Here is a 24318-nt window from a genome sequence, read left to right on the forward strand (position 1 = left end):
TGTTCGATCAGCGACGCTGCAACCGATACACCACCACGTCCATCGACGTCACGCCCGCATCGACGAACGATTGGTTTTTCGACAGCGAATCCCGTCGCGCCAGCAATTCGACCGTCCAGTCGCGTTCGAACAGCGCGCGCACTTCGCTTTCCGGCACCGAGAACGGCGGCCCGGGTTTCTGATCCTGCGGGAACTCCAGCGTGACCAGCAAGCCGCGACAGCCGGTGGGCAGCTTCGCGTACAGCTCGCGCACGTAGCGCTCGCGCAGCGGCGGCGGCAACGCGATCAGCGCCGCGCGATCGAACACCGCTTCGCAATCGGCGAGATCGCGCCCGGTCAGCGCGAACACATCCGCGCACAACAGTTCGATCGGCCCCGATTTCGACAGCGGTCCGATCGGCGTCTGCGTCACTTCGGGCTGCAAGCCCTGTTCGGCGAAGAACTGTTCCACCGCCATCGGCACCAGCTCCACGCCGAACACCGCATGCCCGCGCTCCGCGAGCCACGGCATGTCGACGGACTTGCCCGCCAGCGGCACGAACACGCGCGCGTCGCGGTGCACACCAAGCGCACCCCAGAATTCCACGAGCATCGGCGAGGGTTCGCCCTGGTGGAAATTGGTGCGCCCTTCGCGCCAGCGCGCCATCCAGTTTTCCGCATCGGCGTGTGCGATCGGGTCGCTCATTCGACCGCCAGCCCGTCGACCTTCTGCCAGCCGCGCGGCAACAGCCCGCCGCGGGTGGCGCGCGCGCCGACGTACTCGTCGAGTTCCTTGAACGACAGCGTCATCGCACGCGTCCCCGACTTGATGGACAACTTCCCGCCCGGCGGCACCACGGCCACCGCGACCACGCGCTCGGTGCCGAGCTTCGCCTTCGGGATGTCGATGAGCTTGTTGCCCTTGCCCTTGTCGAGCTCGGGCACGTCCTTCGCAGCGAAGGCGAGGAGATGCCCCGCGCTGGTGACGGCGACCACGCGATCGGTGTCGACGTTCGCGACGAACGCCGGCTGCACCACGTTCGCGCCCGGCGTGAGCGACAACATCGCCTTGCCGGCCTTCTGCCGCCCGGTGAGGTTGACGAACTTCGTGACGAAGCCGTACCCATGCGTGGAAGCGAGCACGAAGCGCGTGTCGTCGTCGCCGCTGGCCATCGCCTGGAACGACGCGCCCGCCACCGGCGAGAAGCGCCCGGTCAGCGGTTCGCCGTTGCCGCGCGCGCTCGGCAGCGTGTGCACGGCGGTGGAATAACTGCGCCCCGTCGAATCGATGAACGCGACCTGCTGCGTGCTGCGCGCACGCACGGCCGCCAGCAAGGAATCGCCTTCGCGATACGACAGCGAGGCCGCATCGACGTCGTGGCCCTTCGCCGCGCGGATCCAGCCCTTCTCGCTGATCACCACGGTCATCGGTTCGCTGGCGACCAGTTCGGTTTCGGCCAGCGCCTGCGCCGCGCCGCGCGCGACCAGCGGCGAACGGCGGGCGTCGCCGAACTTCTTCGCGTCCGCGATCAGTTCGTCCTTCACCAGCTTCTTCAGCTTCGCCTTGCTGTCCAGCAGCGAGATGAGCTTCTCGAGTTCCTTCGCCAGCTCGTCCTGCTCGCCGCGGATCTTCATTTCCTCCAGGCGCGCCAGCTGCTTCAGGCGCGTGTCGAGGATGTAGTCGGCCTGGTCGTCGGAGAGGGCGAAGCGCGCGATCAGCACGTCGCGCGGTTCGTCTTCGGTGCGGATGATGCGGATCACTTCATCCAGGTTGAGGAACGCGACCAGCAAGCCTTCCAGCAGGTGCAGGCGGCGCTCGACGCGTTCCTTGCGGTACTGCAGGCGGCGCACCACGGTCTCGGTGCGGAACACCAGCCATTCGGTGAGCAGCATGCGCAGGTTCTTCACCTGCGGGCGGCCGTCCTGGCCGATGACGTTGAGGTTGACGCGGAAACTCTTCTCGAGGTCCGTCGTGGCGAACAGGTGCCCCATCAGCTGGTCGGCATCCACGCGGTTGCTGCGCGGCACCAGCACGACGCGCACCGGGTTTTCGTGGTCGGATTCGTCGCGGATGTCTTCCAGCCACGGCAGCTTCTTCGCGCGCATCTGCGCTGCGATCTGCTCGATCACCTTCGACGGCGACACCTGGTAGGGCAGGGCGGTGACGACGATGTTGGTGCCGTCCTTCCTGAACGTGGCCCGCGCGCGCACGCTGCCCAGGCCCGTTTCGTACATCTGCAGCAGGTCGGCCGCGGGCGTGATGATTTCCGCTTCGGTCGGATAGTCCGGGCCGCGCACGTGTTCGCAGAGATCGCGCACGGTGGCGTCGGGATCGTCGATCAGGCGCACGCACGCCGAGACGATCTCGTTGAGGTTGTGCGGCGGCACGTCGGTGGCCATGCCCACCGCGATGCCGGTGGTGCCGTTGAGCAGCAGGTGCGGCAGGCGCGCCGGCATCCACGAGGGTTCTTCCAGCGTGCCGTCGAAGTTGGGCGTCCAGTCCACCGTGCCCTGGCCCAGTTCGCCCAGCAGCACTTCGGCGATGGGCGTGAGCTTGGATTCGGTGTAGCGCATCGCGGCGAAGGATTTGGGATCGTCGCTCGAACCGAAGTTGCCCTGGCCCTCGATCAGCGGATAGCGGTACGAGAACGGCTGGGCCATCAGCACCAGCGCCTCGTAGCACGCCGAATCGCCGTGCGGGTGGTACTTGCCGATCACGTCGCCGACGGTGCGCGCGGATTTCTTGGGCTTGGCGCCTGCGGCCAGGCCGAGTTCGCTCATCGCGAAGATGATGCGGCGCTGCACCGGCTTGAGCCCGTCGCCCAGGAAGGGCAGGGCGCGGTCCAGTACCACGTACATGGAGTAGTCGAGGTAGGCGCGCTCGGCGTATTCGCGCAGCGGGATCTGCTCGAAACCGTGGAACACGGGTCGGACGGTGTCGTTCATCGGGGTTTTGATCGGGATGCCGCGGTTGGACTGTGCCGCGAGTTTACCCGCGCGCGCTCCATGAAGAATCTTTCATGTACCGGCCATGCGGGCGAAAACCGCCACGGCGCAACCTGCGCTTGCGATGGATCCCATCGTTGTCCCCAGCCAGGAGCACCGCCATGATCGTCCGCAACAGCCTGATCGCCCTCGCCCTCGCCGCCGTCGCCGGCACCGCGTTCGCCGCCCCCGCCGACGGCACCCAGCCGGCCAAGGCGCCGGCCGCCAAGACCCACGCCAAGTGCGAGAAGCGCAGCGCCGCCGGCCACTGCGAGAAGTGGGCGACCGCCAAGCCGGCCGCCAAGACGTCCGCCAAGCCCGCCGACGCCACCAAGTCCGCCGACGCCTCCAAGCCGGCGAAGTAAGTCCCCGGTGTGCGGTGCGGGACGGCGTCTCGTCGCGCCGCCCCGCATCGTCCGCCCGCCGCGTGCCTCCCCGACGCGCGGCGTTATTGATTCGCAACCCCACGCCTTCGACAGCATCGTTCCGGCCCGGCGCTATGCTCCGGGCCGGCACATATTGATGTGGAGCATGGTCGGGCGCATGCGCATCCTGCTGATCGAAGACGACGCGGACACCGCCGCCTACCTGCAGCAGGGGCTGAAGGAGGAAGGCCACGCCGTGGATCGCGCGGCCGACGGTCGCGAAGGCCTGTTCCTCGCCACCACCGAACCCTACGACGCGCTGATCGTCGACCGCATGCTGCCCGCGCTCGACGGCCTGGTGCTGTTGCGCACGCTGCGCGGCGCCGGCAACACGGTGCCCGCGATCGTGCTCACCGCGCTCGGTGACGTCGACCATCGCGTCGAAGGTTTGCGCGCCGGCGCGGATGACTATCTCGCCAAACCCTTCGCCTTCGCCGAACTGAGTGCGCGCCTGGCGAACGTGGTGCGTCGCGCCGATGGTGGCGCCGCGCAGACGCGCCTGCAGGTGGGCGACCTCGAGCTCGACCTTCTCGGCCGCCGCGCGCAACGCGGCACGCGCCGCATCGACCTGCTGCCGCGCGAGTTCCGCCTGCTCGAATGCCTGATGCGCCAGGCCGGCCACGTCGTCACGCGCACGATGCTGCTCGAACAGGTGTGGGACTACCACTTCGATCCGCAGACCAACGTCATCGACGTGCACATCAGCCGCCTGCGCCAGAAGATCGACCACGGCGAAGCGACGGCGCTGCTGCACACGGTGCGCGGCGCGGGTTACCGACTGGGCGCCGCATGAGCGCATGGCGACACGCGCGGTCCACCACGGTGCGGCTGGCCGTGGCGGTGAGCCTGTCGTTCCTGCTGGGCTTCGCGTTGCTGGGCGGCAGCGTGTACGCCGCGGTGTCCGCGCTGCTGCTGCGCGATGCGCGCGAAGCGATCGTCGTGGACGCCGATGGCCTGCGCGATGTGCTCGCCGACGGCGGCCGCGCGCCGCTGATCCTCGCCGTGCGCGATCGCATCGCGCGGCCCGACGATCCGGACGCCTTGCATGCGCTGCGCATCGACGGCCGCGTCATTGCCTCCGACATCCCCGCCGCCGCGACGCCCGCGCGCGATGGCTGGCACGAATCGCGCGAACCGGACGGCACGCGCCTGCTGGTCGAACGCCGCACCCTCGCGCCCGGCGTCGAAATCGCCACCGGCCTGCGCCTGCGTTCCGAAAGCGGGTTCCTCGCGCTGGTCGCACGCACGTCGCTGGCCGCGCTCGCGATCGCCGTGCTGCTGGGATTGGCGATCGGTGCGTTGATCTCGCGCTGGGTGGCGAGGCGCCTGCGCGCGCTCGACGCCACCGCCGCGCGCGTGACCGAAGGCGAGATCGCGCTGCGCGTGCCGGTCGACGGCACCGGCGATGCGTTCGACCGCCTCGCGCATCGGTTCAACGCGATGCTCGACCGCATCGAAGCGTTGCTGGCCGGCGTGCGCGAAGCCACCGACCACATCGCGCACGACCTGCGCACGCCGCTCGGCCGCCTGCGCACGCGGCTCGAACAACTGCGGTTGCAGGCCACGGTCTCGCCCGATGCGCTCGAACCCGCCATCGCCGAAGCGGATCAATTGCTGCAGGCGTCCAACGCGCTGTTGCGCCTGGCGCGCATCGAAGCGCAGGCGCCGATCGAACAGGCCGCCACGCTCGACCTGTCCGCGCTCGCGCGCGACGCGATGGAACTCTACGAACCCATCGCCGCCGAACGCGGCATCACCCTGGCCGCCAACGCCGAAGTCCTGCGCGTGCGCGGCGATGCGGACCAGGTGTTCCAGTTGCTGGTGAACCTGCTGGACAACGCGATGAAGTACGCGCCGCCCGGCACGCAGGTGGACCTGCGGGTCGAGCGCACCGGCGAGCACGCCTGCCTCACGGTCGCCGACCGGGGCCCGGGCATCCCGGCAGCGGAACGCGAACGCGTCTTCGACCGCTTCCACCGCATCGAAACGGACCGGGGCACCCCCGGCAGCGGCCTGGGCCTGAGCCTCGTGCGCGCGATCGCGCTGCGGCATCGCGCCCGGATCGCATTGGCCGACAACGGCCCGGGCTTGCGCGCGACGGTGTCGTTCCCGTTGGCGGCGGGGGAGTGAGGACGGGCCGGAAATCTGGGTCCGGAGCGTTGACATCGTTTCCGCCGCACCGCACCATACGCGCCCACCTGCCCAGGTGGCGGAATTGGTAGACGCACTAGTTTCAGGTACTAGCGGGTAAAACCGTGGAGGTTCGAGTCCTCTCCTGGGCACCAATCAGAAGTCCGACGCAGTCCAACGCAGTCCGGAGATTCACCAAAAACCCTGCCGAAACGCGGGGTTTTTGTTGCCTACCGTCCGTCGGCGTCCCATGCAGATCTATAGAATCCTGCCCCAAATAGGGGTAGAAGGTTGGGTAGTTTCGTTGGACGGGTCGTTTTTCCAAGATGACCGGCAAGCTGGCTGACCTGAAGATTCGCAACGCGAAACCGGCCGAGAAGCCGTACAAGTTGTCGGGCGGTCATGGCTTCTGCGTCGTGGTAAATCCTGACGGTGCGAAGTACTTCCGGCTGCGATATCACTTCGGCGGCAAGGAGAAGATGCTGAGCCTCGGTGTGTACCCCGAGGTGTCCCTCAAGGAAGCTGAGGCTTCCGCGGTTCAGGCCCGTTCGCTGTTGCGGCAGGGCGTCAATCCGTCCGAGGAGCGCCGAGCCAGGAAGCTCGCCCTCCGCCACGTCGAGGCGCATACGTTCGGGTACGCCGCCGCGCAGTGGGTCGATCACAACACGCCGCGGTGGAAACCGGCGACGCTTGAGAAGGTCCAGCAGTACCTCGACAAGGACTTGCTGCCGCCGCTGGCCAAACGTCCTCTGGCGAACATCACCCCTCTGGAGCTGGGTGTCGTCCTCGAGCGAATCGAAAGCCGGAAGGCCCTCAACGTCGCCAAGAAGTCGAGACAATGGCTCAGCGCCATCTACGCCTATGCGATCGCCAAGGGCCTGACAGCAAACAACCCGGCGATCCACCTCGGCTCAATCGCGCTCTACCAGCCCGAGCCGCAGAACCACGCCCACATCACGATCGAGGAGCTGCCGCGATTCCTGCGCGCGCTCGAAAGCTACGAAGGCTCGCTGCTGGTCAAAACCTGCACCTGGCTAGGCCTGTGGTCGGCGAATCGCCCCGGTATCACTCGCACGCTGAAATGGTCCGAGCTCGACCTCGATGCCGGTGTGTGGTCCATCCCGAAGGGCAGGGAAGGCATGAAGCGCGGATACGAACACGTCACGCCGTTGCCGATCCAAGCGGTTGCTGCGTTGAAGCGTTTGGTTCCCATCACAGGCAACTACGAGTACGTCTTCGTCGGCCGCAACGATTGGCGAAAGCCGCTCAGTGATGGAGCGGTCACCGGCCTGCTGAAGGCGATCGGATACGGCGGTAAGCAGACGGCACACGGCTTCCGCCACCTTGTGAGCACCGCACTCAATGATCGCGGTTACGAAGCAGATTGGGTCGAGCGTCAACTTGCACACGGCGATCCGGACGAAATTCGTGGCACGTACAACAAGGCCGTCTACCTCGACCAGCGTCGGAAGATGATGCAAGAGTGGGCTGATTACCTGGACGAAGCGCTGCGCGGCAAGGCCCCGCAAGCGGTGCACAAGCGCGCTGGCGCAAGCCGGTAAAGCGGCAACGGCCGGGCGTTGCGCGCGCCGCGACTGCTAAGGCTCCTTGCGCCGAAAGCAACATTCGTCGCGGCGGCTCGCTTGGGAACATGGCTCCGGGTCTCACTGGATTCGGTTGAATCCAGTGGGGGTTGACAGGGAAACAGTTGGGGCATAAAAATTACCAGCGTCGAAAATCCGCTAGTCCGACATCCAGCCGCCTTCAAGGCGGTTTTTTTGTGTCCGAACATTGTCCGTAAACCGCCCGACAAGGGTCCCAAGGCTGCCGAAAGGCGGCCTTTTTGTTTTGGAGAACGAGAACATGTCCACCAACAATGTACTTCACGGGGAGCCTTCTGCTGCGGTGCCCCTGAAGTTCCTTCGCCTCCCCGAGGTCCAAGCCCGAACTGGATGCTCGCGAAGCACGATTTACCTGAAGATCTCGGACGGGACGTTCCCGCGGCCGACTCGGCTTGGCGGTGGTTCTTGCCGCTCTGTGGCGTGGGTTGAGTCCGAAATTAACGAATGGCTTCGGTCCCGGATTGCAGAACGGGACGCAGCAGCCTTCGACGGCCAGGAGGGCTGAGCCATGGATCCGTCCGCGGACTCGTACGTGGAGATATCACGCCCCTCGCGCGAATCGAAAGCCTGCAGCGGGCACTCAATTACCTCCTAAGGGTCGCTGGCACCGAATCCCGAGCGCAACAGCGAGCTCGAACAATAGGTCGATGCGCTATGTCGACGTTCGACTGGGCCATCACCGTGTGATGTCGTAATGGGGCATCGCTTCCGCGGTGGTGATCCGAGCATTGCGGCGGACCGGAAACGCCTCCTGGAAGGTGCACCTTGAACCGCCGAAAAAACACCGCGGCCCTGGCATGAGCGCGCCGTATCGATGGCGTGGGCTTTGGTAAACACCACTGCGTCTCGAAATTTAGCGCGACCAGGCCACGGCACAAGCAACGCCCCAACCGCATCGAAGACGAGTGCGGCGCCGCGAACGCGATTACTCCACCCCCTAAGGCATCGCCCGCCATCGACGCGCATGAGTGCGCCCGACGGGCTACAACGATTCGAGACGAAACACATGGCTCGTATTCGCACCATCAAACCCGATTTCTTCACCAGCGAGGACATCGTGAACCTCTCGCCACTGGCACGACTTCTGTACATCGCGCTGTGGTGCGAGGCTGACAGGGAAGGCCGCATGGCCTGGAAGCCTCGAACCTTCAAGTTGCGGTACATGCCTGGGGACGAGTGCGACGTAGATGTCCTGTGCGCCGAGATCGTGGACCGCAAGCTAGTCGTGTTGTACGGCGACGGGTTGGCTTACATCCCCGCGTTCGGCGAGCACCAGCACGTCAACCCACGCGAGTCCGTCTCATGCCTGCCCGCACCTGACGCGTCACCACGCGTGCGGACGCGTGGAGCACGCGACAGTGACGCACAGGTAGGAAGGGAAGGGAAAGGAAAGGAAGGGAGGGATAAAGGCGCGTCGCGCGACGCGAAGAGTCGCAAGACCTCCCTACCCAACGACTTCGCTATCTCGGAACGCGTGCACCGATGGGCCAGCGAGAAAGGTATCTCTCGGATCGAAGAACGCTTCGAGCACTTCGTCGGCGTCGCGCAGGCCAAGGGTTACACGTACGCAGACTGGGATGTGGCGCTGATGAATGCCATCAGGGACGACTGGGCGAAGTTCGGCCATACGCCGGTGCAGTCGCTCTCGTCGTTTCCGGAGTTGCGCGCATGAGTCGCGACGACGGCCTGCTACTGGTCGAGCAGCAGCTGCTGCATACGGCGCTGGTGCGTCCCTCCTCGGTGTCGGAGATGCCGCTGCAGGCGCGGCACTTCACGACCGAAGCCTTTGCCGAGTTGTGGGAGTACATCACCCGCCTCAACCTCGAGGGCAATCCCGCCGACTTCATCGTCATCTGCGAGGCAGCGGAGCGCGATGGGCGCCTTTCGATTCGCGACCTGGCGGTGCGCCTGGCGTGCGACAGGGACCTCATCGCCTGCAGCTACCCCAGTTATCAATCGAAGCGAGTGGTCGATGGCTGGCGGTGCCGCGAGGCGGGTCGCATCGCCGACGACCTGCGAAGCGCCACAGGCCGTCGGGAGGAGGGCGCAGTCGATCGAGCGATCTCCGAGCTCATGGACCTCTTCGCCGACGACCGCGAATGCGAACACACGGCTAAGAGCGCCATGTCCGCGGCGTGGGGCCAGGTGCTGGCGGCTCATGAGGCAGGTGGTGCGTTGGTGGGGGTGCCGACAGGTTTGGCAGGCCTGGACGATGCGCTAGGGGGACTACACGACTCAGATCTGATCGTGGTCGGTGCGCGTCCTGCGATGGGCAAGACGGGACTTCTTCTCGGCATGGTGCTCGCCGGCAGCATCGATCATGCGCGCAATGGCTGCCCCGTTGGATTGATCTCCGCCGAGCAGCCACACGAACAGGTGGGTCTGCGGTGGATGGCGACAGGATCCTCCGTGTCGGTGGGAAGGCTCCGCACCGCTCGTATCGAGGACCATCAGTGGAGTGGCCTAACAGTAGCCGTCAGGGCTTACAGCGACCGCCCCATCCGCATCTTCGACCGCAGCTCACCCGACATCGCCGACGTTGCCCGCGTCGCACGTAGGTGGAAGCATCAATTCGGCATTCGCGCACTGTACGTCGACTACCTCCAGAAACTGGAGAACGCGTCTATGGCGAAGGCCCCACGACACGAGCGCGTGGGTGCCATCGCGAAGTCTCTGAAGAACCTGGCACGCGAGCTCCGCATCCCGGTCGTCGCCTTGGCGCAGGTCAGTCGGGAGGTGGAGAAGCGCCCCGATCAACGCCCTCTTATGTCCGATCTGGCTGACAGCTCGGAAATCGAGAAAGAGGCCGACCAGATCATGACGCTCTGGCGTGACCTTTCGAATCCCTCCGCCGAGTGCACGCCGGCGGAGATCAACGTTGTGAAGAACCGCCACGGAAACATCGGGCGGGTTCATTGCCTCTGGCGCGGTGCACAGACGGCATTCGTGGATCCGTCGAGCGAAACCCACTAGTCATCCAAGGACCCCCAATGCCCACGTCCAAGCAACCGCGCCTCGGCGCACACGAACTGAAGTACCTCGCGCAAGAACTGGGTCAGGCAATGCAGGCGCTGAGCCAGCAACACCTGCTACTTCGCGAGGAACTCTTCCTAGCCGCCAAGGCTGCGCGTAGTGAGAAGTGGACCAAGCGAGACGTGCCCAAGTGCGGCGCCGTCAAGGCAAGTACTGGTGGTCGCTGCGCCACCCCTCTCCAGCCGGGTCAGTTCCGGTGCGACCTCCACGCCCAGGAGCTGAGCGATCGCCGCAAGTCGAAGGTGAGCAAGGACAAATCGGGTGGGGACGGGGGAGGAAGCAATGGTGCCCCTGCCATCCCTGTCACCTGAACTTGGTAGTGCCTACACGCGCGCACGAATGACTCTGGTGAGGAGGTGGCGAGAAATGGGGGATCGAGAAGCCGGAAAGGGACCACCTTCGAAGGGTCCAAGGGTGGGAGGTTCGTGCCAGGCCCGGACCACCCAAGGTACCCCCTGCAGGTGGTTGTCTGTCCCCGGTTACAGGCGCTGTCGGCATCATCACGGCAGGTGTCGAGCACTCACCAAAAGCGGCAAGCCATGTCGTGGCGGCGGCCTCAATGGAACAGGGCGGTGCAAGTGGCATGGTGGCCTGTCCACCGGGCCCGTGACGACTGAAGGGAAACGGCGAGTCGCATTGAACCTGCCCCGAGTGCGGGATAAGCGTCACCGAGTAGGAGGTAGGAAGTGGACGTGATCCTGCGAGATTCGATCATTAATCGAGCGCGGACAGCGAATAATCTTGTTCGCTCATCATGGCCACATGAGCTTGATGCTCTTCACGACGCGGAGATCGAACTAGGCTGTTGTCACGAGCTCTTTGAGGTGGATCATCAAAGTGAATCCGTGCGCAGTGATACGAAGGAACCGAAGTCATCTGTCGCGCATTTCGAACTGTTCCTGGCGAAAATGCAGTTCCACAATGCGGATGGTGAATCGACTTCGTTAGCGAACCTTACAAACGGGGATCTCTGGCTGGTTTGGCTTGAGTACAACGCGAACATGGTGCGTTGGGTTTTCGAACATGGCGATCCAGAGCATGAATTCATTTCCACGACACTCCTACGTATGGAGGTGGCTATGTTGATGGCCTCGCCCATTTGGCGGGTCCAGTAGCGCATGCGCCGCGGGCATACCAACGCGAAAAGGAGTCCTAATCGCTTGCGCGATTGCGTAAAAGCCAATCCGCTCCTTGGGGGCGCTAGTCCGTTGACGCTCGTTTCAAGAGCCTCAGGCTGGCCACGTCTTCTCGAGGAGCGCCGCGATGAAATTCACCCTGGAAGGCAAGATTAACCTTCGCGTTTTGATATTGCTGATCCTGATCCTATTTCACTATGAAGGACCGGCAAAAGCATGGCGAATCGCCTTCGTTAGCGTGTGCTGCCGCGTGGTCACCACGATGCAGGGTTTGGGGTGATCCAAGACGGCCCGAGCTCACGACGACGCGACGCCTTCGTTGCTAGCGATTTCGCCCGCACGGGAGGCGTGCTAATTGGGTCCTCGCACCGGCGGCTGAAGCCTGTCTGGAAACGTCAGACGTTTGGCGTGTGAGTACTAAGCCGATGCGTCCTTAACGCGACAACGCGCTCGGCCGAGCCAAATGGCCCTGGATCACCAGCACGCAGATCGACACCGCGCCCTTGGCGTGGGTGCGGATGCCCAATAGTGTCTCGGGCGGCACCGGCGCCGTCTTCTTTTCGCTGCTGTCGAGCACGCACAAGATGGCCGTGCGCTTTGACTTGGCGACGGCATAGCTGGCGGTTTGGGCGAGGAAGGGGTCACACTGATCCACTGAACTGATAAGGGTGTCGACGGCCTTTAGCTCGATCGGCATACCGTGCAACGACAGATCGGTGATGCCACCGGCGGCATGAGCGTGCTCGTCCAGATCCGCGCCGATCACCGTTTGGCGACGCAACTCTGCGCGCACGTGCCGTTGAAACGCCGCTTCATCCCATCGTCCTTTAAACTCGGCATCCTGTACCGCGCGGCCGGCCAGATTGCATAGCGCCGCGAGCACTATCAGTGCATCGGCCGTTTCTGATTGGGGCACGCCGGGGCGGCGACGCAGCGCGTCACGCAGTGTGTACAGTGCTTGGTCCAACCCTGGATAGCCGCAGACCTGCAGCTTGGACGCGTCAGCACCGTCCACAATCAGCGTGCGGTGGCCGACGACGGCCACCGGTTGATCCCCGCGCTCGGGGATGAACTCGGCGGTGTATTTGAACTCGAAGGGGCGTGCGTGCATGCCCTGAGGCAGCAGCAACGCGGCGCGGCCGCTCTGCCGCATCGTGTACGGCGCGTCGCCGTCGGGCTTTTGAAACTGAAAGCTGGGGAAGTCGTAGGTCGATTTCGGCTCTACGGAGATAGGCGTCAGCCGCAATTCGCGCTTGTCTTGCGGCCAGCGCGACACGCGGACTTCGATCTCCAGGTCGTGCACTTCCCGGGCTGCTAGCTGGTGCACTTCCGCGGCCGGCTGTCCATCGAACTGGAACTTCAAGAACGCGACGGTCAGGTCGACCAATGGTTCTTCTTTGCGCTCCAGTTCCGACTGGACAGCCCAGTCCGGTTTCACCGGCTGCGCAAAGATCCCGACAGGCAGCGGTACCGCAGTGAGCGCGTGGGCGATGTCGGCGACCTGTTCGATCGATTCCAGAGTCGCCAGACCTGCGACAGCCGCACGCAACTGCGCCGCGGCATCGCTCTGGTCGTAGTCGTTCAACCAGAGTCGGTAACGCTCGCGGGCGCTGCGCAAATACCTATCGGCGTCTGGCTCGGCCTCGAGCACGGCCCGGCGCCAATGCGTGAGCATGTCAACGATACGCACGATGCCGCCGAAGGCGTTGTACGCCGTGGCGGCTGCCGCACTCGACACGGCCGCAGACACCGCGTCGAGGGCCACGGCCAGCGTTTTGAGATCGTGGGGCGGCCACTGCCCATGCGCGATCGCCGCCAAGGCCTCAACGGCCTGCAGTCGTGGCAGCAAGGACTCAGAAGAAAGGGAATTTTTCATCGTTCTTGAACAGTTGCGCCAGCTCTTCGTTGACTTGCATCCATGCCTGGCCCAGCGCCAAGGCCTCGTCCAGCTTTCCCTCGCTGATCAGGTGTTCGAAGCTGACGCGGCGCTCGAGCTGCTGCGCCTGCAGTCGGCGAGCGCGCTCGCGCACAGTGTCGGGGAAAGCGGCCACATGCAACGCGGCTACTTGGGTCGCACCCCGCCAGGCGCGGTCACGCGTGAGCAGTTCGACAAACGTGCTGCACAGCTGAGGGTTGCTCGGGTCCGTTGCCACAGCCTCCAAGATCGCCGGGACATGGGGCGCGCACGCGCCCAAGGGAAGATCCGCCACCAGCTCCAGTGCGTGCTCGAGTTCGTAGTCTTGTCGGCAGTGGCCGATCCAACCCAGGACTAACGCCGCCCAGCCATCGAGGTGCTGAAACTGTGTGAGGAAGTAGCGGTGCCCGCTGCGCAAGAGCACCGAGGTCTCCAGCTCCGAGACCAGGGCCACCAGCACTTGGCCTTGCGCCTTGGGCAGTGGGCCCTCGCCGCGGTAGGTCGTTACCTTCGCTTCGATGCACTCGAGCAGGAACTCGGGGTCGTTTCCCCCGCGGTAGGCGACGATGAGGTTATCTAGGGCGGCGGCAATCAACGGGTTGAAGTGGGCCGGAAGCCGGAGTCGCCCCAGCGCCTGCACCGCCGCCTTGTGCACGATTACGTAGGGATCGAACAACATCAGGACCAGGCTATCGGCGACTAGGTCCGGGAGATCGGAGAATCGCTGGCTGCCGATGTCCTTGAGCGCGTCGGCGGCCGCAGCGCGCCCGGCGACTGAGGCCCCTACCATGGTGCTGTACAGATGGGGCAGCATCGTATTCAGTCCGGTACTTGTCGCGAGCAGCGGCGCGAGCTCCCGTACGACCGCCGCCTCGAACGTGTCGCCGAGCAGGCCGCGCTGGCTCAGAAACGCCTCAAAGCGCGCCAGCCCGTCGGCATCGGTGAGGGCGCCGTGGATTGCCACCTCAAGCAGCGCGGCGCGCAGGTGCCATAGACGCGTACGGCGGCTGGCCTTCACCATTTCCGCCAACGGATCGGGCGGCGTCAGCACGCTGGGCTCCTGCTCCGGTGCCTGGAGCTTGGAATCCAGGACCGCGGCCGTGCCCAGCAGCGCGTCCATCGCCACTTTCGCGGCCGGGGCGAACGCCCCACTCTGACGTCGGAACGCGCCCAAAACATGCTGGGAGACTTCGTTGTTGTCGGAGGTGACCGACAGCGCAGCCAGTCGCCGGATCGCCACGACGAATGCTTGTGTGTGAGCGGGGTCGATCACCGATTTCGCGTCACGATCGCGATCCGCATGGCGCAACACGTGTTCGTAGACGCCTGCCACGCGGCCTTCGCCGTCGTCCGAGGCGCTCTCGAACTGGCGCATCAGCTCGTCATCGGCAAAGTCGGGGCCGGCCAGAAAGGCGTAGGCCAACGCCACCTGGAGGTCGTGGACGATTTGGCGCAGCTCGGACTCGCGCTCGAACTCGACCAGGACGTCCAGCCGGGATAGATGCGCCGCCAGCGGACGCAGGAAGGGGCGGATCCAGCGGGTGTTCCGAGCGATGAGCATACCCATCGCCCGGCTGGTCACGCCCACGCGCAGGCGATCGCGGCGGGTGAGTAAGGCGAGCAGACCCCGTTCGACAGCCTCCGGAAACCGATCTGCCACCTGCATCAGCGGATTGGGGTCGCAGTCGTCGTAGTGCAGGCGCCCGAACTCCGAGCGGGGCGGCGACGCGACGTACGCCAGGCCCATGACCGCTTCGGGGACGTCGGCGGCATCAACGAGGTCCAGTCGCTGCGTCACCGTCGCCGCGGCGAGCTCGAGCGCATACCCTTGGCGTAGGCACTTCATCGCGCAGCGCACCAGTCGTCGCTGGTCCGCAGTGTCGGCCAGGACGGTCAGCGCCGCCGCCTCCAGCCAGTGGTCGTCGCCTTCCAAGACCGAGAACAGGTACTCGGTGAGCGCCGGCACGAGAATTTCTGGCGCTAGGCGGGCGCTCTCGATCAAGCGGGTCGCCGCCTGCTCGTTGCGTTCGGCGTCGAGCCGATCCAGATCGTCCATGAAGGCTTTTGCAAGCACCGGCAGAGTCGCTCGCAACTCGGCGCGTGCGGCCGCCCGCGCCTGCAGCGCCGTCTCCTTAACGCGTTGCGCGTCTTCCGCACGCGTCTCCGCGTCCTGACGATCAGCGTCGCGCTGCGCAACCAGCATGGAGAGGTTGGGCAGCGCGACCGGCACCCGATGCGGACAGCCTACGCAGTTCGCGTCATGGAAGCGCACCGCAGACTCTTCCAGCATCCAAGTCGCCATACCCGAGGCCGACGCAAAATCGCACGCCATGGCGTGGTGTCCGATGGGCAGGCCGGTCTGCATCTCGATCATCCCCGTGCCGCCGAACTTCTCGACGCGAGCATGACGGCACCAATTGTGGATCAGGCGTTTGGCGTGCTGATTGCGTTCGCCGTCCTGGATCGCGCGCTCGATATCCCGATCCCGACTCACCCGTCGCTCCTGTCACAATTGCGTGTCTCGGCAGAGTCTACCCGTCGCCTGCACTGGGCTTGGTTAGGCCTTGTTGGCCAGGGTGCTTCACAGGGAGGTAGCGGCCACTGTCTCGGCTTCCCGATCGCCAGAACTGCGTCCCGTGTTCGCCGCGCCAGCGTGGCACAGGCCCCACACATTGCGGTCAAAGGAAGAAATGCGCCGCGGAGTGTCGAACGCGGACTGGGGTACGAACTGCGGTATGCACAGATCCAAGTGCGCACCCGATGCAGGTCACGGTGTCATCCGGCTTGGGGTTTTCGGGCTGCTTGAACATGGTGCCGCTAAGCAACGATGCATGCCGCCACGGGATCCCCCTATAAACCGCAACGCGCGGCACAGGGACCAACGCTCAAACCGGCGCCAACGGCCCAAGAATAATTCCCGGTGTACCCTAGTCACATGGCTACCGGCTAAGAAGTCGCCCTCACACGCTCCAAGTCTCCATGACGCGGTTCCGGTCCGGATGCTGAATACCCCGCCGACCCCTTCACGCCCCCAGCCAACCCCGCCAAGAAGGCTAAGGCCCCGCCAAAGCGCGCCCGGAAGCCATAGATGAGCCGGCGGGGGAGGCGGGTGGCCGGTCCTCACCATGCCGTCCGTCACGGTTGTATATACAAGATCAGCGTATATACAATCCGCAACCCCGCCATGGAGGCATCCCGGGCAATGCCGCGCATCATCATCTCGGAGACGATCCGAGCCAAGCTCGCCGCCCTCCACGACGTGGGCGAACCCGAGGTCCACCAGTGCTTCGCCAATCGAACTGGCAACCTTCTTATTGATACCCGGGAGCAACATAGCGACCCGAAGACGCTTTGGTTTATTGCACCTACCAACAGGGAACGACTGTTGAAGGTGTGTTACGTCCCCGCTGGAGATTATTTCCTGCGCACTTGTTACCCGCCCGACGAAACGGAACTTGCGATCTACCGCAAGCATGGGAAGCCAACGGACTTTTGATGAGAGATATATCTATGAACGCTCGCAACTTGGACCCCGCCATCACCGAGAAGTGGGAAAACGGCGAACTGGGGCGTAGTGACGAGTTTGTCGCTGTAGCCTCGGAGGGTGAGTCGCTTCAACTCGACTCAGACCTAGCAATGAAGTTGGTGTCTATTAGGCTGCCGATTCCGCTGATCGACACTCTCAAAACAATCGCAGGCCATTACGGCATTGCGTATCAACCAATGATTCGGGACTTGCTTATGCGGTTCGCTAGGTCTGAGATCCATCAGATCGTAAGTGAGCTTGATAGCCAAATGAAGCAAGCTCAGTCGTCAGACGAATCTAGCCCTCCCGTTGAGGCGTTCATAGAACGAACCCGGATGGCTGCCTGCGGCTAATTGAAAAGCCCCGCTTAGCGGGGCTTTTCTTATCTGACTCCTCTCGGTACGTCAGGAACTAGCCGCTGATGCTCTTAAGCGCAAGCTGCGCGCGCGTTCCGCATCGGTGTGGCCCATCCTGGTGCGTGTTCCAGCGGAAGTCGAGCTCGGTGACGTAGCGCTGCAAGTGCTGCTCGCCGACGTGATGGAACGTGCCGACCAAGCCGCGCTCAAGCAGGCTAAAAGAGGCGAGTGACGGCTTTCGACCCGAAGTGGACATTGGAGCGTCTATTTCACTTATCGGCCGGCGCATCCATGCGCAACACCAGGTAACGCATGAAGAACTGCGTGATCGGCCCCACGCATAACGCAAACACGAGAGTGCCCACGCCGACGGTTCCGCCCAGCACTACGCCATCGCGAGCACTACGATCTCGATGCCGGTGCGCACGCGTTGGATCGACCAGCCCGTGCGGCGCGCGAATCCGGTCATCAGACCGTCGCGGGGCCCGGGACCGAGTTGCGCACCGACATAGAGCGCAGTGACCAGCGCACAGACCAACATTCCACCTGCCAGGCAGACGCAACGGAATGGCAAAGACTCGGGCGCATCAAACATCCGAAGATTGAAGCCAGGTGAAAGGCCCCAGCAGCAGCGTGTTGGCGATCGTGCCCAGCCCGGCATCTGCCGCAGCGGAATCCCGAGCAGCAACACCGCCACGGCGACCAGGACCATGACCCCGCCGAGCGACAGCGGCAGGTGCTGTGCCGCGCCTTGGTGGAATACGACCCACGGCGAGCCGCCGAGCGCGCTTTTCATCAACAGCGTGTTGGACACGCCGTACAGCCACAGGCCAGCCAGCAGACGCACGAGGCGCTCGGGAAAGCGGTCGGCCCGCAGTTGGGCGAGGGGGCCGAGATTAGCCAGTCCGAGGGGGGAGGTCTTGGAGTTCATGCGCGCCAGTATCTGGACGAGTCGCGCTTTCACGCAGAACCATGGCCCCGTGAGCTGACCCCTGAGCACTTGGCTGCGTTAATAAGCCAGTTCCCCTGCAAGCCGGTCTGCCGTGGCCTCCTTCAGGCGAGTTCGCGGCTATGCCGAAATTGGCCGCGCTCGTAATCGCGACAATTGGTTCTGCGGGCAGCATCAAGTCCAAAGCAGAGTGCATCCCAGCGACTTTGGAGGAACTCTGAATGACCATGTACAAATCGCTTGTCTTTGCACTCGTCCTCATTGCCGCGCCACCATTCAGCACCCAGGCGTTTGCAGGAAATCCCGATACGCCCACCTACTTGGCCTACGCCGCAGAACCGGTTCAGAAGATTTATTCCGACGCGCTGCTTGGTTTCGCGCTTGAGTGGAAGTGCCAGTTTCTCGAGCAATCTGCTCGAGACATTTACGAACAGCGTCTAAGCACAACGCAAAACGAGTTTGAGGGGTATGTATTGTTGCAAGGCATGGCCAAGAACCCGCTGGAGGCTGTTGAATACGTCAAAGCGATGACAATGGCAGCAATACGCTTCGCCGCTGCTCAACCTTGCGATCCAGGGGCAAAGGAGGAAGTCTCTAAGGGGCTTCAGCGGTTGAAGGATTTCGACGAAGAAATGCGCAAGGATCTTAAGCCGTTGAAGCCAAACGATTGATTTAAGCCGACGCTACGTCGCTCCCCCAGCTAGTTCAGAGTTAGAAATGCAGTGGCGGACACCTTTGGCGAACACCTCAACGCCTTGGATGCACGTAGTGCCCCTTCGTCGCGGCGCTCGTAAGTGCATCGATCAACTGCTTGGTATTTTTCCCGCTTTTGGCGCTGGATAGTTGCTGCCTAACAGCGGTCGGCAAGTAGTGATTGAACGCGTCGAGCAGCGTCCTCTTGTCAGCGTTGTGTGCAAACAGCACGGCAAGCGCTGTGGCTATGGCTTGGTTGGATGCCAGGAGATCGCTCAAGCGATCCGAGACCGCTTGCGGGTCCAATTCTGGTTCGTTCATGGACGTCACCACTTACGCCGCAAAGCACGGCTTAGAGACCAACGTAATAACCGGTCGCAGCGGCCTAGGAATTATTCCCGGTGTACCCATGGTCACATGGCTACCGCTAAGGAGACGGCCTCACAGCTGGCCCGGCTCGCCACCATGGACGAGGTGTGCGGATGCTTAAACGCTTGCCATCCTCACGATCAATCGCGCACGGCAAGAGTGGCTGTTCCACCCGATAGCGGAACTACCCCGTGATTGAGTCTAACGACGATATGGCGGCTAAGACTTTCTGCACGGAGCAGGATGAGGCTGTGCAAGGGCATGATTACGTGTGTAAGTGATTCTTCCAGAAAATTGCGCGCTTAGCGCTGGCCGTTCGAAAAAAAGTACATCGTTCGCTTGATCGCATCCAAATTTGGGAGGTGCGAAATGGCGGAAGTACGCGTGATGGTCGAGCTGCGCTATGAGGCGAGCGTTGCCGCGCAGGCATTCGACGGGCAGGTGCTGGGATTCGATGCAACTTCGGTTCCCGGGCTGCCAGGGATCCAGTTCGACCCGACATTTGCGCCGGTGCCGATGCCGGCCGAAGTCGATACGCCGAACGCGATCAACATGTTCGATTTGGAAACGGAGCCCGAGAACTCAACGTACGTCGTTCGCGCTGTTGTCGAGGAGAGCCGAATCGACGAGGTACGCAAGGCACCGAACGTGGTGGAGGTCTTTTCCGACCCCGAAATTGCGCCACAGATCGTCTGCCCAGGCGCCGGGCCCGTCGGGACCGACGCCGATGTCGAACGGCTACTGTGCGTGCCAAAGATGCGCCTGGCGAAAATGACCGGGCAGGGTGTTAACGTCGCCATCGTGGATACGGGCGTGAACATCGCGTACCTCAACGCGCACGGCAAAAATCCCTCGTTCGACGCAGCGAATAGTTGGGTGCCGAGGCCGGGGCTTGTCCCAGGAAGCTTGCCCGTGAGTCACGGAACCATGTGCGCATACGATGTCTGCATCGCGGCGCCGAACTGCACCCTTCTGGATATCGCGGTGCTGCAGTCGACGGCCAGCGGGCCCACCATCATGAGCGGGGTGCTGTCGGACGCTTTGCGCGCATACCGGCATCTGCTCGCCTTCATGCTTGCGCCGCGCCGGCCGGGGGACTCTCGATCGCTTGTGGTCAACAACAGTTGGGGCATGTTCCATCCCTCCTGGGATCTTCCGGTCGGGGATCCTGGCAACTACAGCGACAATCCGAACCATCCATTCAATCGAATCGTTGGCGACCTCGAGCGGGCGGGTGCCGATATCCTGTTCGCCGCGGGAAACTGCGGCCGGGATTGTCCGGACGGTCGATGCCGCGGCATCACGACGAATGCCATCTATGGCGCGAATGGACATCCTGCCGTCCTGTGCGTGGCGGGCGTGGACACCACGAAGGCGCGGGTCGGTTACTCCACAATTGGGCCCGGACGCTTGACGCGCCAGAAGCCCGACATCTGCGGCTTTACGCATTTCCGGGGATCAGGCGTCTATGCCGCGGATGGGGGGACGTCCGCCGCTTGTCCGGTCGTCGCAGGCGTCGTCGCCGCCGTTCGGTCACGTCGTCCTTACAGCGCAGGGACACCGTCGACCCATCCTGCAGCGATCCGCAACCTCATCGCCACCACAGCCGAAGACTTAGGCGCCGGCGGATTCGACTTCGAAACTGGGTACGGCGTCGTTGGTGGATGCAAGCTCGCCGGACGATTTCGCGTGCCGACGATTTGCGACCTGTATCCGCGCATTTGCCAGGATCGATTCGACATTTGCAAACGCTACCCATGGCTATGCAGGAACGGCCAACCGTGGCCACCCCGCGAGATCGAGCCGCCACGCCCCATTGATCGCGGGCCCACTTCCATGGAGAACGAACTCGGCTTTCAGCAATTTGCCGGCAGCGATGCGCCGATGCTGGGTGGTGACGAGGACGCGGTGGAACTGGCGTATCGTGCTGGCTTCGAGGCGGGTGTGGAGGCCGCGATGCATACCGGTACACGTAGTGGCGAGAAGGATTGCGGTTGCGGAAAAAGTTAAGGAGAGATGGTGATGCCGAAAGTGCTCGTCCAGTTGCGTGAGGATAGGATCCCACCCAGGTTGGAAGCGGTTCGCGACGCACTGGGCTTGTCGGACGACGACATTGATGCCGCGTATGGCATCGTGCCGATTGATTCCGCTTCGGGGCTCTATACCGTGAGAGTTGAGGAATCGGCCCGCGCGCGAATCGAAAGTGCGCTTCGCGATCTTGGAGCGGGCGACGATCTGGAGGTAGGCATATTTTCGGACCCCCGAATTGAGCCTTTCGGCCCCCCGGAACTGTAACGATGTGGCCGGGGAACTTGGCTCCCCGGCCCTGGCGATCAGTGAAATCCAGTGGCTGGGTGAACTCCGTTGTCAAGTTGGACGGAAGGTGGCTGCTGCCTGCGTCCCGACGCGTTCGAGGGAAGGTCATAGCTCGAGGGTGCTCGTATGGTGCCCATCTTTGTTCGTATCCGCCACGCTCGAACCAAGGCTACGCTCACTCAAACCGAGTTGGCCAGACGTTTGGGCGTCCAACGCAGCGCCGTAACGCAATGGGAGCGATCGGCTGGTACAACGCCTAGCGTCTCGCACTTGTCCCAAATCGCCAGCGAAACACGGGTTTGTTTCGAATGGCTGGCGACGGGTCGCGGGCCACCCAGTCCAATTGATGGAACGTTCGACGAAGCGGTCGTGCTCAATGACTATGCGCACGACGAGCTAGAAGGTCGCGTCTTGGCAGCGCTGCGTCGTGTAGGAGGGCGCCGCCGAGAGACCGTTGTTCGTGTAGTTGAGTTGCTTTCAAGCTGAGTAGCAGAGTCGCCCGTGGCCGCAATGCGCGGCATAAGGGGTTGCCACATGGCTGGGAATGGGGTTCATCGGCGTCAGTAGTATTCACTGCCGCAGGGCGGCTGCGAGTGGTGCCCACGATCGCGACAGTGTCTCGCCATTTTCGGAAGATTGGTTTGGCTTTTGGTGGTCAGAATTGGCCACATTTCTAACCGACGGGACGATCACTCTGAACTCGATGCGTGGCCGTGGTGCCGGCGCGTGGACGGAGCCTGCCATTGTGAGATCTACCGAAGTCTTGGTTGCCAGGGTCGATGCGTGGAATATTCGATCCTGCGTTTCGCTCATCGGCATATTTGGTGCAGTTTTTCTTTTGAGTGCGTCACTTCATGGTCAGCCGCGCCTTATCGCATTGTCTGTTGTGTGTGTCGTAGGGGGCTTTGTATTCCTCCACATGGCGACTGCCGTGATCAAGGTCTACGACGATCGCCTAGTCGTGGGCTCTGGGTTGTATCGGCGTTCCATTCCCGTTTCCGACATTATCGGCACGTCCCAGGACCAATCCGGGACCAGCTTGGCTTGGCGACAAAACGGGATTGCACTGCCGGGATTCGGACTGGGATGGTTTTCGTCTCGGGGCGGACACCGACGACTATTCGTCGCACGAGGACTGACGCGAAACGCGATATTGATTCGAACTTCTGGAAAGTTCGACGTACTAGTGGGAGTGGTCGAACCGGTCAAAGTCTTAACCACTATCGCACAGCTTGTCAGCTCCCATCGTGAGTGAGGTTGCACTAGGGAGCATGGATCTTGCCGTGGCGTTCGTCATTGCGGTCGGGGCGTTCGCAAATTGGACTTCACTCCATGCCCGATTGCGGAATTCAGCCGACATCTGGTTAGTCCTGGCTGTCGGGATTCTTGCCTTTGGCTTCTGGATCAGCCAACGCCTGGACGCTGCGTTTACTGTTACTGCTTCCACTGTAGAAGGCAAGCAACGCGCCTCGGTATGAGCCATGACCGCATGCCCGCCGCTGCCGTATCGATGGTCCGCAATGAATGCGACATCATTGAGACGTTTGTTCGCCTGAATCTTCGCCACTTCGACCACATTTGCATCGTTGACCACGGCAGCAGCGATTCGACGCCGACCATTCTTGCAGCACTCCAGTCGGAAGGGCTGCCCATCTCCGTGCAGCGAGCGGAGCACCTTTATCAAACGCAGGTCGAGACCATCGGCGCGCTGGTGCGGGAAGCGGCAGCTTCAGGTAAATTCGACTTCATCGTGCCTTTGGATGCTGACGAATATCTTCTGCCGCCGCCGGATTTCTCTTGGGACCGGTTGAAGGAGCAGCTTCAAGAGAACCAGTACGGCCTGATTCCATGGCGAACTTATGTGCCGGCTTTAGACGTGCCGGCGGACGCACCGATGCACGCCAGATTCGTGCAGCGGGATAGCGAGCCGGATCAATATTACAAGGTTGTCATCCCACAAGCTGTGGCGCGGCAGTGCACGGTTGCCCCAGGCAACCATGCGCTTGTTTCCCCATCGGACGCGGTAGGCGTGGCGATCGACCTGCCCCTTGCGCATATCCCCATCCGGAGCAGCGAGCAGATCGTGCGGAAGGCGCTGATTGGCAGCCATACGCTTTCCATCACACCGGGCCGCCATCCGACGGAGGGTTTCCATTGGGACATGATGGCCGAACGTCTTCGTTCGACGGGATATCGCCTCGACGGCAGCGAACTCGTCGAGATGGCGCTTCGCTATTCGTTGAAGCCTGAACTCCCGACTCCCGGAGTGTCGACCAGCGCTCCGGGCATCAGCGGTAGCGGTGACGATCTTCGTTATGCAGCCCTGTCGAAAATCGATGTGCTCGCCTCACTCGATGACTTCACTTTGCGGGCGTGCCGCGAACTCAACGCCGTGCGCGAGCGCCTCGAAGCGTCACGGGTCGAGGAAGAGAACGGCATCTTGGGCCGACTGTTCAAACGAAATCGTCGAAACGCCGCGCGCCCCGACCGCTGAGGCCAGCGCCGGTATTCAGCAGGTGCGGTGCATCCAGTTTTTCGACTCAGCAGGTTGGCGATGACCAATTAGTCGTCTGACGAATCTGGTCCCCGCGTTGAGGCATTCACAGAACAAACCAGGATGGCCGCCTGCGGCCAACTAAAGAAGCCCAGCCTGGCGCGGCTTTTCATGAGCGGCACGCGCGGCATCGACTCAGGCGCCGGCACAAACGACGCGACTCCTTCCAGCGACTAGATGGCAAACATGATGCGCCCGATGACGTTCGCGCTCGACCAAGGGTAGCTGATCAAGCCTATCGCTTCGGTGACTGTTCGAGGTGGGATACCAATTAATGACCGACGTCAGATGGCGTAGCGCCCAGCGTCCCGCACGATCTCCACAAACATC

26 protein-coding genes and 1 tRNA gene are annotated in these 24318 nt (G+C 63.1%); 20 read left to right on the top strand and 7 right to left on the bottom strand.

The genetic code is table 11. The annotated features are described in order from the left end of the window. Positions 1 to 7 precede the first annotated feature (7 nt). Both LYSCAS_RS10890 and parC read right to left on the bottom strand, forming a co-directional pair. Positions 8 to 685 carry a thiopurine S-methyltransferase gene (locus tag LYSCAS_RS10890; protein ID WP_213434062.1) on the bottom strand — a complete coding sequence of 226 codons (678 nt, stop codon included), beginning with the start codon at positions 683 to 685 and terminating at the stop codon, positions 8 to 10. Then, positions 682 to 2925, bottom strand: coding sequence for a DNA topoisomerase IV subunit A (parC, locus tag LYSCAS_RS10895; RefSeq protein WP_213434063.1), 2244 nt, complete (start codon positions 2923 to 2925; stop codon positions 682 to 684). The genes LYSCAS_RS10890 and parC overlap by 4 nt, the downstream gene beginning before the upstream one ends. 161 nt (positions 2926 to 3086) lie before the next feature. On the opposite strand from parC, the gene LYSCAS_RS10900 reads away from it, so the two are divergent. From LYSCAS_RS10900 to LYSCAS_RS10950, 12 genes are all read left to right on the top strand, one after another. Beyond that, positions 3087 to 3329 carry a hypothetical protein gene (locus LYSCAS_RS10900; RefSeq protein WP_213434064.1) on the top strand — a complete coding sequence of 81 codons (243 nt, stop codon included), beginning with the start codon at positions 3087 to 3089 and terminating at the stop codon, positions 3327 to 3329. Between the two features lie 178 nt (positions 3330 to 3507). After that, the gene (locus LYSCAS_RS10905; protein WP_213434065.1) at positions 3508 to 4182 is read left to right on the top strand and encodes a winged helix-turn-helix domain-containing protein; all 675 of its coding nucleotides are present in this window, start codon (positions 3508 to 3510) and stop codon (positions 4180 to 4182) included. After that, positions 4179 to 5519, top strand: coding sequence for a HAMP domain-containing sensor histidine kinase (locus LYSCAS_RS10910; RefSeq protein WP_213434066.1), 1341 nt, complete (start codon positions 4179 to 4181; stop codon positions 5517 to 5519). The genes LYSCAS_RS10905 and LYSCAS_RS10910 overlap by 4 nt, the downstream gene beginning before the upstream one ends. 70 nt (positions 5520 to 5589) lie before the next feature. Further along, positions 5590 to 5674 (top strand) — tRNA-Leu (locus LYSCAS_RS10915). 171 nt (positions 5675 to 5845) lie between these two features. After that, positions 5846 to 7081 (top strand): tyrosine-type recombinase/integrase, encoded by a 1236-nt coding sequence (locus tag LYSCAS_RS10920; RefSeq protein WP_213434067.1) that lies wholly within the window; start codon positions 5846 to 5848, stop codon positions 7079 to 7081. Positions 7082 to 7382: 301 nt separating this feature from the next. Continuing rightward, positions 7383 to 7646, top strand: coding sequence for a helix-turn-helix transcriptional regulator (locus LYSCAS_RS10925; protein WP_213434068.1), 264 nt, complete (start codon positions 7383 to 7385; stop codon positions 7644 to 7646). 459 nt (positions 7647 to 8105) lie between these two features. Continuing rightward, positions 8106 to 8813: a hypothetical protein gene (locus LYSCAS_RS10930; protein ID WP_213434069.1), complete on the top strand. Its 708-nt coding sequence runs from the start codon at positions 8106 to 8108 to the stop codon at positions 8811 to 8813. Beyond that, positions 8810 to 10114 carry a replicative DNA helicase gene (locus tag LYSCAS_RS10935; RefSeq protein WP_213434070.1) on the top strand — a complete coding sequence of 435 codons (1305 nt, stop codon included), beginning with the start codon at positions 8810 to 8812 and terminating at the stop codon, positions 10112 to 10114. Before LYSCAS_RS10930 ends, LYSCAS_RS10935 begins: the two co-directional genes overlap by 4 nt. A gap of 17 nt (positions 10115 to 10131) precedes the next feature. Then, a complete protein-coding gene (locus tag LYSCAS_RS10940) occupies positions 10132 to 10485 on the top strand; it encodes a hypothetical protein (RefSeq protein WP_213434071.1) in 354 nt (117 codons plus the stop codon). 55 nt (positions 10486 to 10540) lie between these two features. Continuing rightward, the gene (locus LYSCAS_RS16160) at positions 10541 to 10870 is read left to right on the top strand and encodes an HGGxSTG domain-containing protein (RefSeq protein WP_407075141.1); all 330 of its coding nucleotides are present in this window, start codon (positions 10541 to 10543) and stop codon (positions 10868 to 10870) included. Further along, positions 10861 to 11289: a hypothetical protein gene (locus tag LYSCAS_RS10945; RefSeq protein WP_213434072.1), complete on the top strand. Its 429-nt coding sequence runs from the start codon at positions 10861 to 10863 to the stop codon at positions 11287 to 11289. The genes LYSCAS_RS16160 and LYSCAS_RS10945 overlap by 10 nt, the downstream gene beginning before the upstream one ends. A 148-nt stretch (positions 11290 to 11437) precedes the next feature. Continuing rightward, positions 11438 to 11590, top strand: a complete 153-nt coding sequence (locus LYSCAS_RS10950; protein WP_213434073.1) for a hypothetical protein — start codon at positions 11438 to 11440, stop codon at positions 11588 to 11590. Positions 11591 to 11743: 153 nt separating this feature from the next. Here LYSCAS_RS10950 and LYSCAS_RS10955 read toward each other — a convergent pair whose 3' ends face one another. Together LYSCAS_RS10955 and LYSCAS_RS10960 are read right to left on the bottom strand one after the other, a co-directional pair. Next, positions 11744 to 13186, bottom strand: coding sequence for a hypothetical protein (locus tag LYSCAS_RS10955; protein WP_213434074.1), 1443 nt, complete (start codon positions 13184 to 13186; stop codon positions 11744 to 11746). Next, positions 13164 to 15719, bottom strand: a complete 2556-nt coding sequence (locus tag LYSCAS_RS10960) for a hypothetical protein (RefSeq protein ID WP_213434075.1) — start codon at positions 15717 to 15719, stop codon at positions 13164 to 13166. Before LYSCAS_RS10960 ends, LYSCAS_RS10955 begins: the two co-directional genes overlap by 23 nt. Before the next feature lie 708 nt (positions 15720 to 16427). On the opposite strand from LYSCAS_RS10960, the gene LYSCAS_RS10965 reads away from it, so the two are divergent. After that, complete coding sequence (locus LYSCAS_RS10965) at positions 16428 to 16721, top strand: DUF4258 domain-containing protein (RefSeq protein ID WP_213434076.1); 294 nt, start codon at positions 16428 to 16430, stop codon at positions 16719 to 16721. Between the two features lie 441 nt (positions 16722 to 17162). Here the strand turns inward: LYSCAS_RS10965 and LYSCAS_RS16165 are convergent, their stop codons facing one another. Beyond that, on the bottom strand, positions 17163 to 17396 hold the full coding sequence (locus LYSCAS_RS16165; protein ID WP_407075142.1) for a transposase: 234 nt from the start codon (positions 17394 to 17396) through the stop codon (positions 17163 to 17165). A 96-nt stretch (positions 17397 to 17492) separates the two neighbouring features. After that, positions 17493 to 18038, bottom strand: a complete 546-nt coding sequence (locus LYSCAS_RS10975) for a YczE/YyaS/YitT family protein (RefSeq protein ID WP_213434078.1) — start codon at positions 18036 to 18038, stop codon at positions 17493 to 17495. 239 nt (positions 18039 to 18277) lie between these two features. Here LYSCAS_RS10975 and LYSCAS_RS10980 point away from each other — a divergent pair, with 239 nt between their 5' ends. After that, positions 18278 to 18727, top strand: coding sequence for a hypothetical protein (locus LYSCAS_RS10980; protein WP_213434079.1), 450 nt, complete (start codon positions 18278 to 18280; stop codon positions 18725 to 18727). Positions 18728 to 18803: 76 nt separating this feature from the next. Here LYSCAS_RS10980 and LYSCAS_RS10985 read toward each other — a convergent pair whose 3' ends face one another. Continuing rightward, positions 18804 to 19070 (bottom strand): hypothetical protein, encoded by a 267-nt coding sequence (locus LYSCAS_RS10985; RefSeq protein ID WP_213434080.1) that lies wholly within the window; start codon positions 19068 to 19070, stop codon positions 18804 to 18806. Between the two features lie 417 nt (positions 19071 to 19487). Between LYSCAS_RS10985 and LYSCAS_RS10990 the strand changes: the two genes are divergently transcribed. The 6 genes from LYSCAS_RS10990 (at position 19488) to LYSCAS_RS11015 (ending at position 23928) form a co-directional block, all read left to right on the top strand. After that, on the top strand, positions 19488 to 21128 hold the full coding sequence (locus tag LYSCAS_RS10990; protein ID WP_213434081.1) for a S8 family serine peptidase: 1641 nt from the start codon (positions 19488 to 19490) through the stop codon (positions 21126 to 21128). A gap of 12 nt (positions 21129 to 21140) precedes the next feature. Beyond that, positions 21141 to 21413, top strand: coding sequence for a hypothetical protein (locus tag LYSCAS_RS10995; protein WP_213434082.1), 273 nt, complete (start codon positions 21141 to 21143; stop codon positions 21411 to 21413). A gap of 147 nt (positions 21414 to 21560) precedes the next feature. Next, positions 21561 to 21920 (top strand): helix-turn-helix domain-containing protein, encoded by a 360-nt coding sequence (locus tag LYSCAS_RS11000; RefSeq protein WP_213434083.1) that lies wholly within the window; start codon positions 21561 to 21563, stop codon positions 21918 to 21920. A gap of 433 nt (positions 21921 to 22353) precedes the next feature. Then, entirely contained in the window at positions 22354 to 22689 is a 336-nt protein-coding gene (locus tag LYSCAS_RS16170; protein WP_407075185.1) for a PH domain-containing protein, read from the top strand. 16 nt (positions 22690 to 22705) lie between these two features. Next, entirely contained in the window at positions 22706 to 22912 is a 207-nt protein-coding gene (locus tag LYSCAS_RS11010; RefSeq protein ID WP_213434085.1) for a hypothetical protein, read from the top strand. An 11-nt stretch (positions 22913 to 22923) separates the two neighbouring features. Continuing rightward, on the top strand, positions 22924 to 23928 hold the full coding sequence (locus LYSCAS_RS11015; protein ID WP_213434086.1) for a glycosyltransferase family 2 protein: 1005 nt from the start codon (positions 22924 to 22926) through the stop codon (positions 23926 to 23928). Positions 23929 to 24318 lie beyond the last annotated feature (390 nt).

The sequence above is a fragment of the Noviluteimonas caseinilytica genome, from assembly GCF_018406605.1.
Taxonomy (GTDB): domain Bacteria; phylum Pseudomonadota; class Gammaproteobacteria; order Xanthomonadales; family Xanthomonadaceae; genus Noviluteimonas; species Noviluteimonas caseinilytica.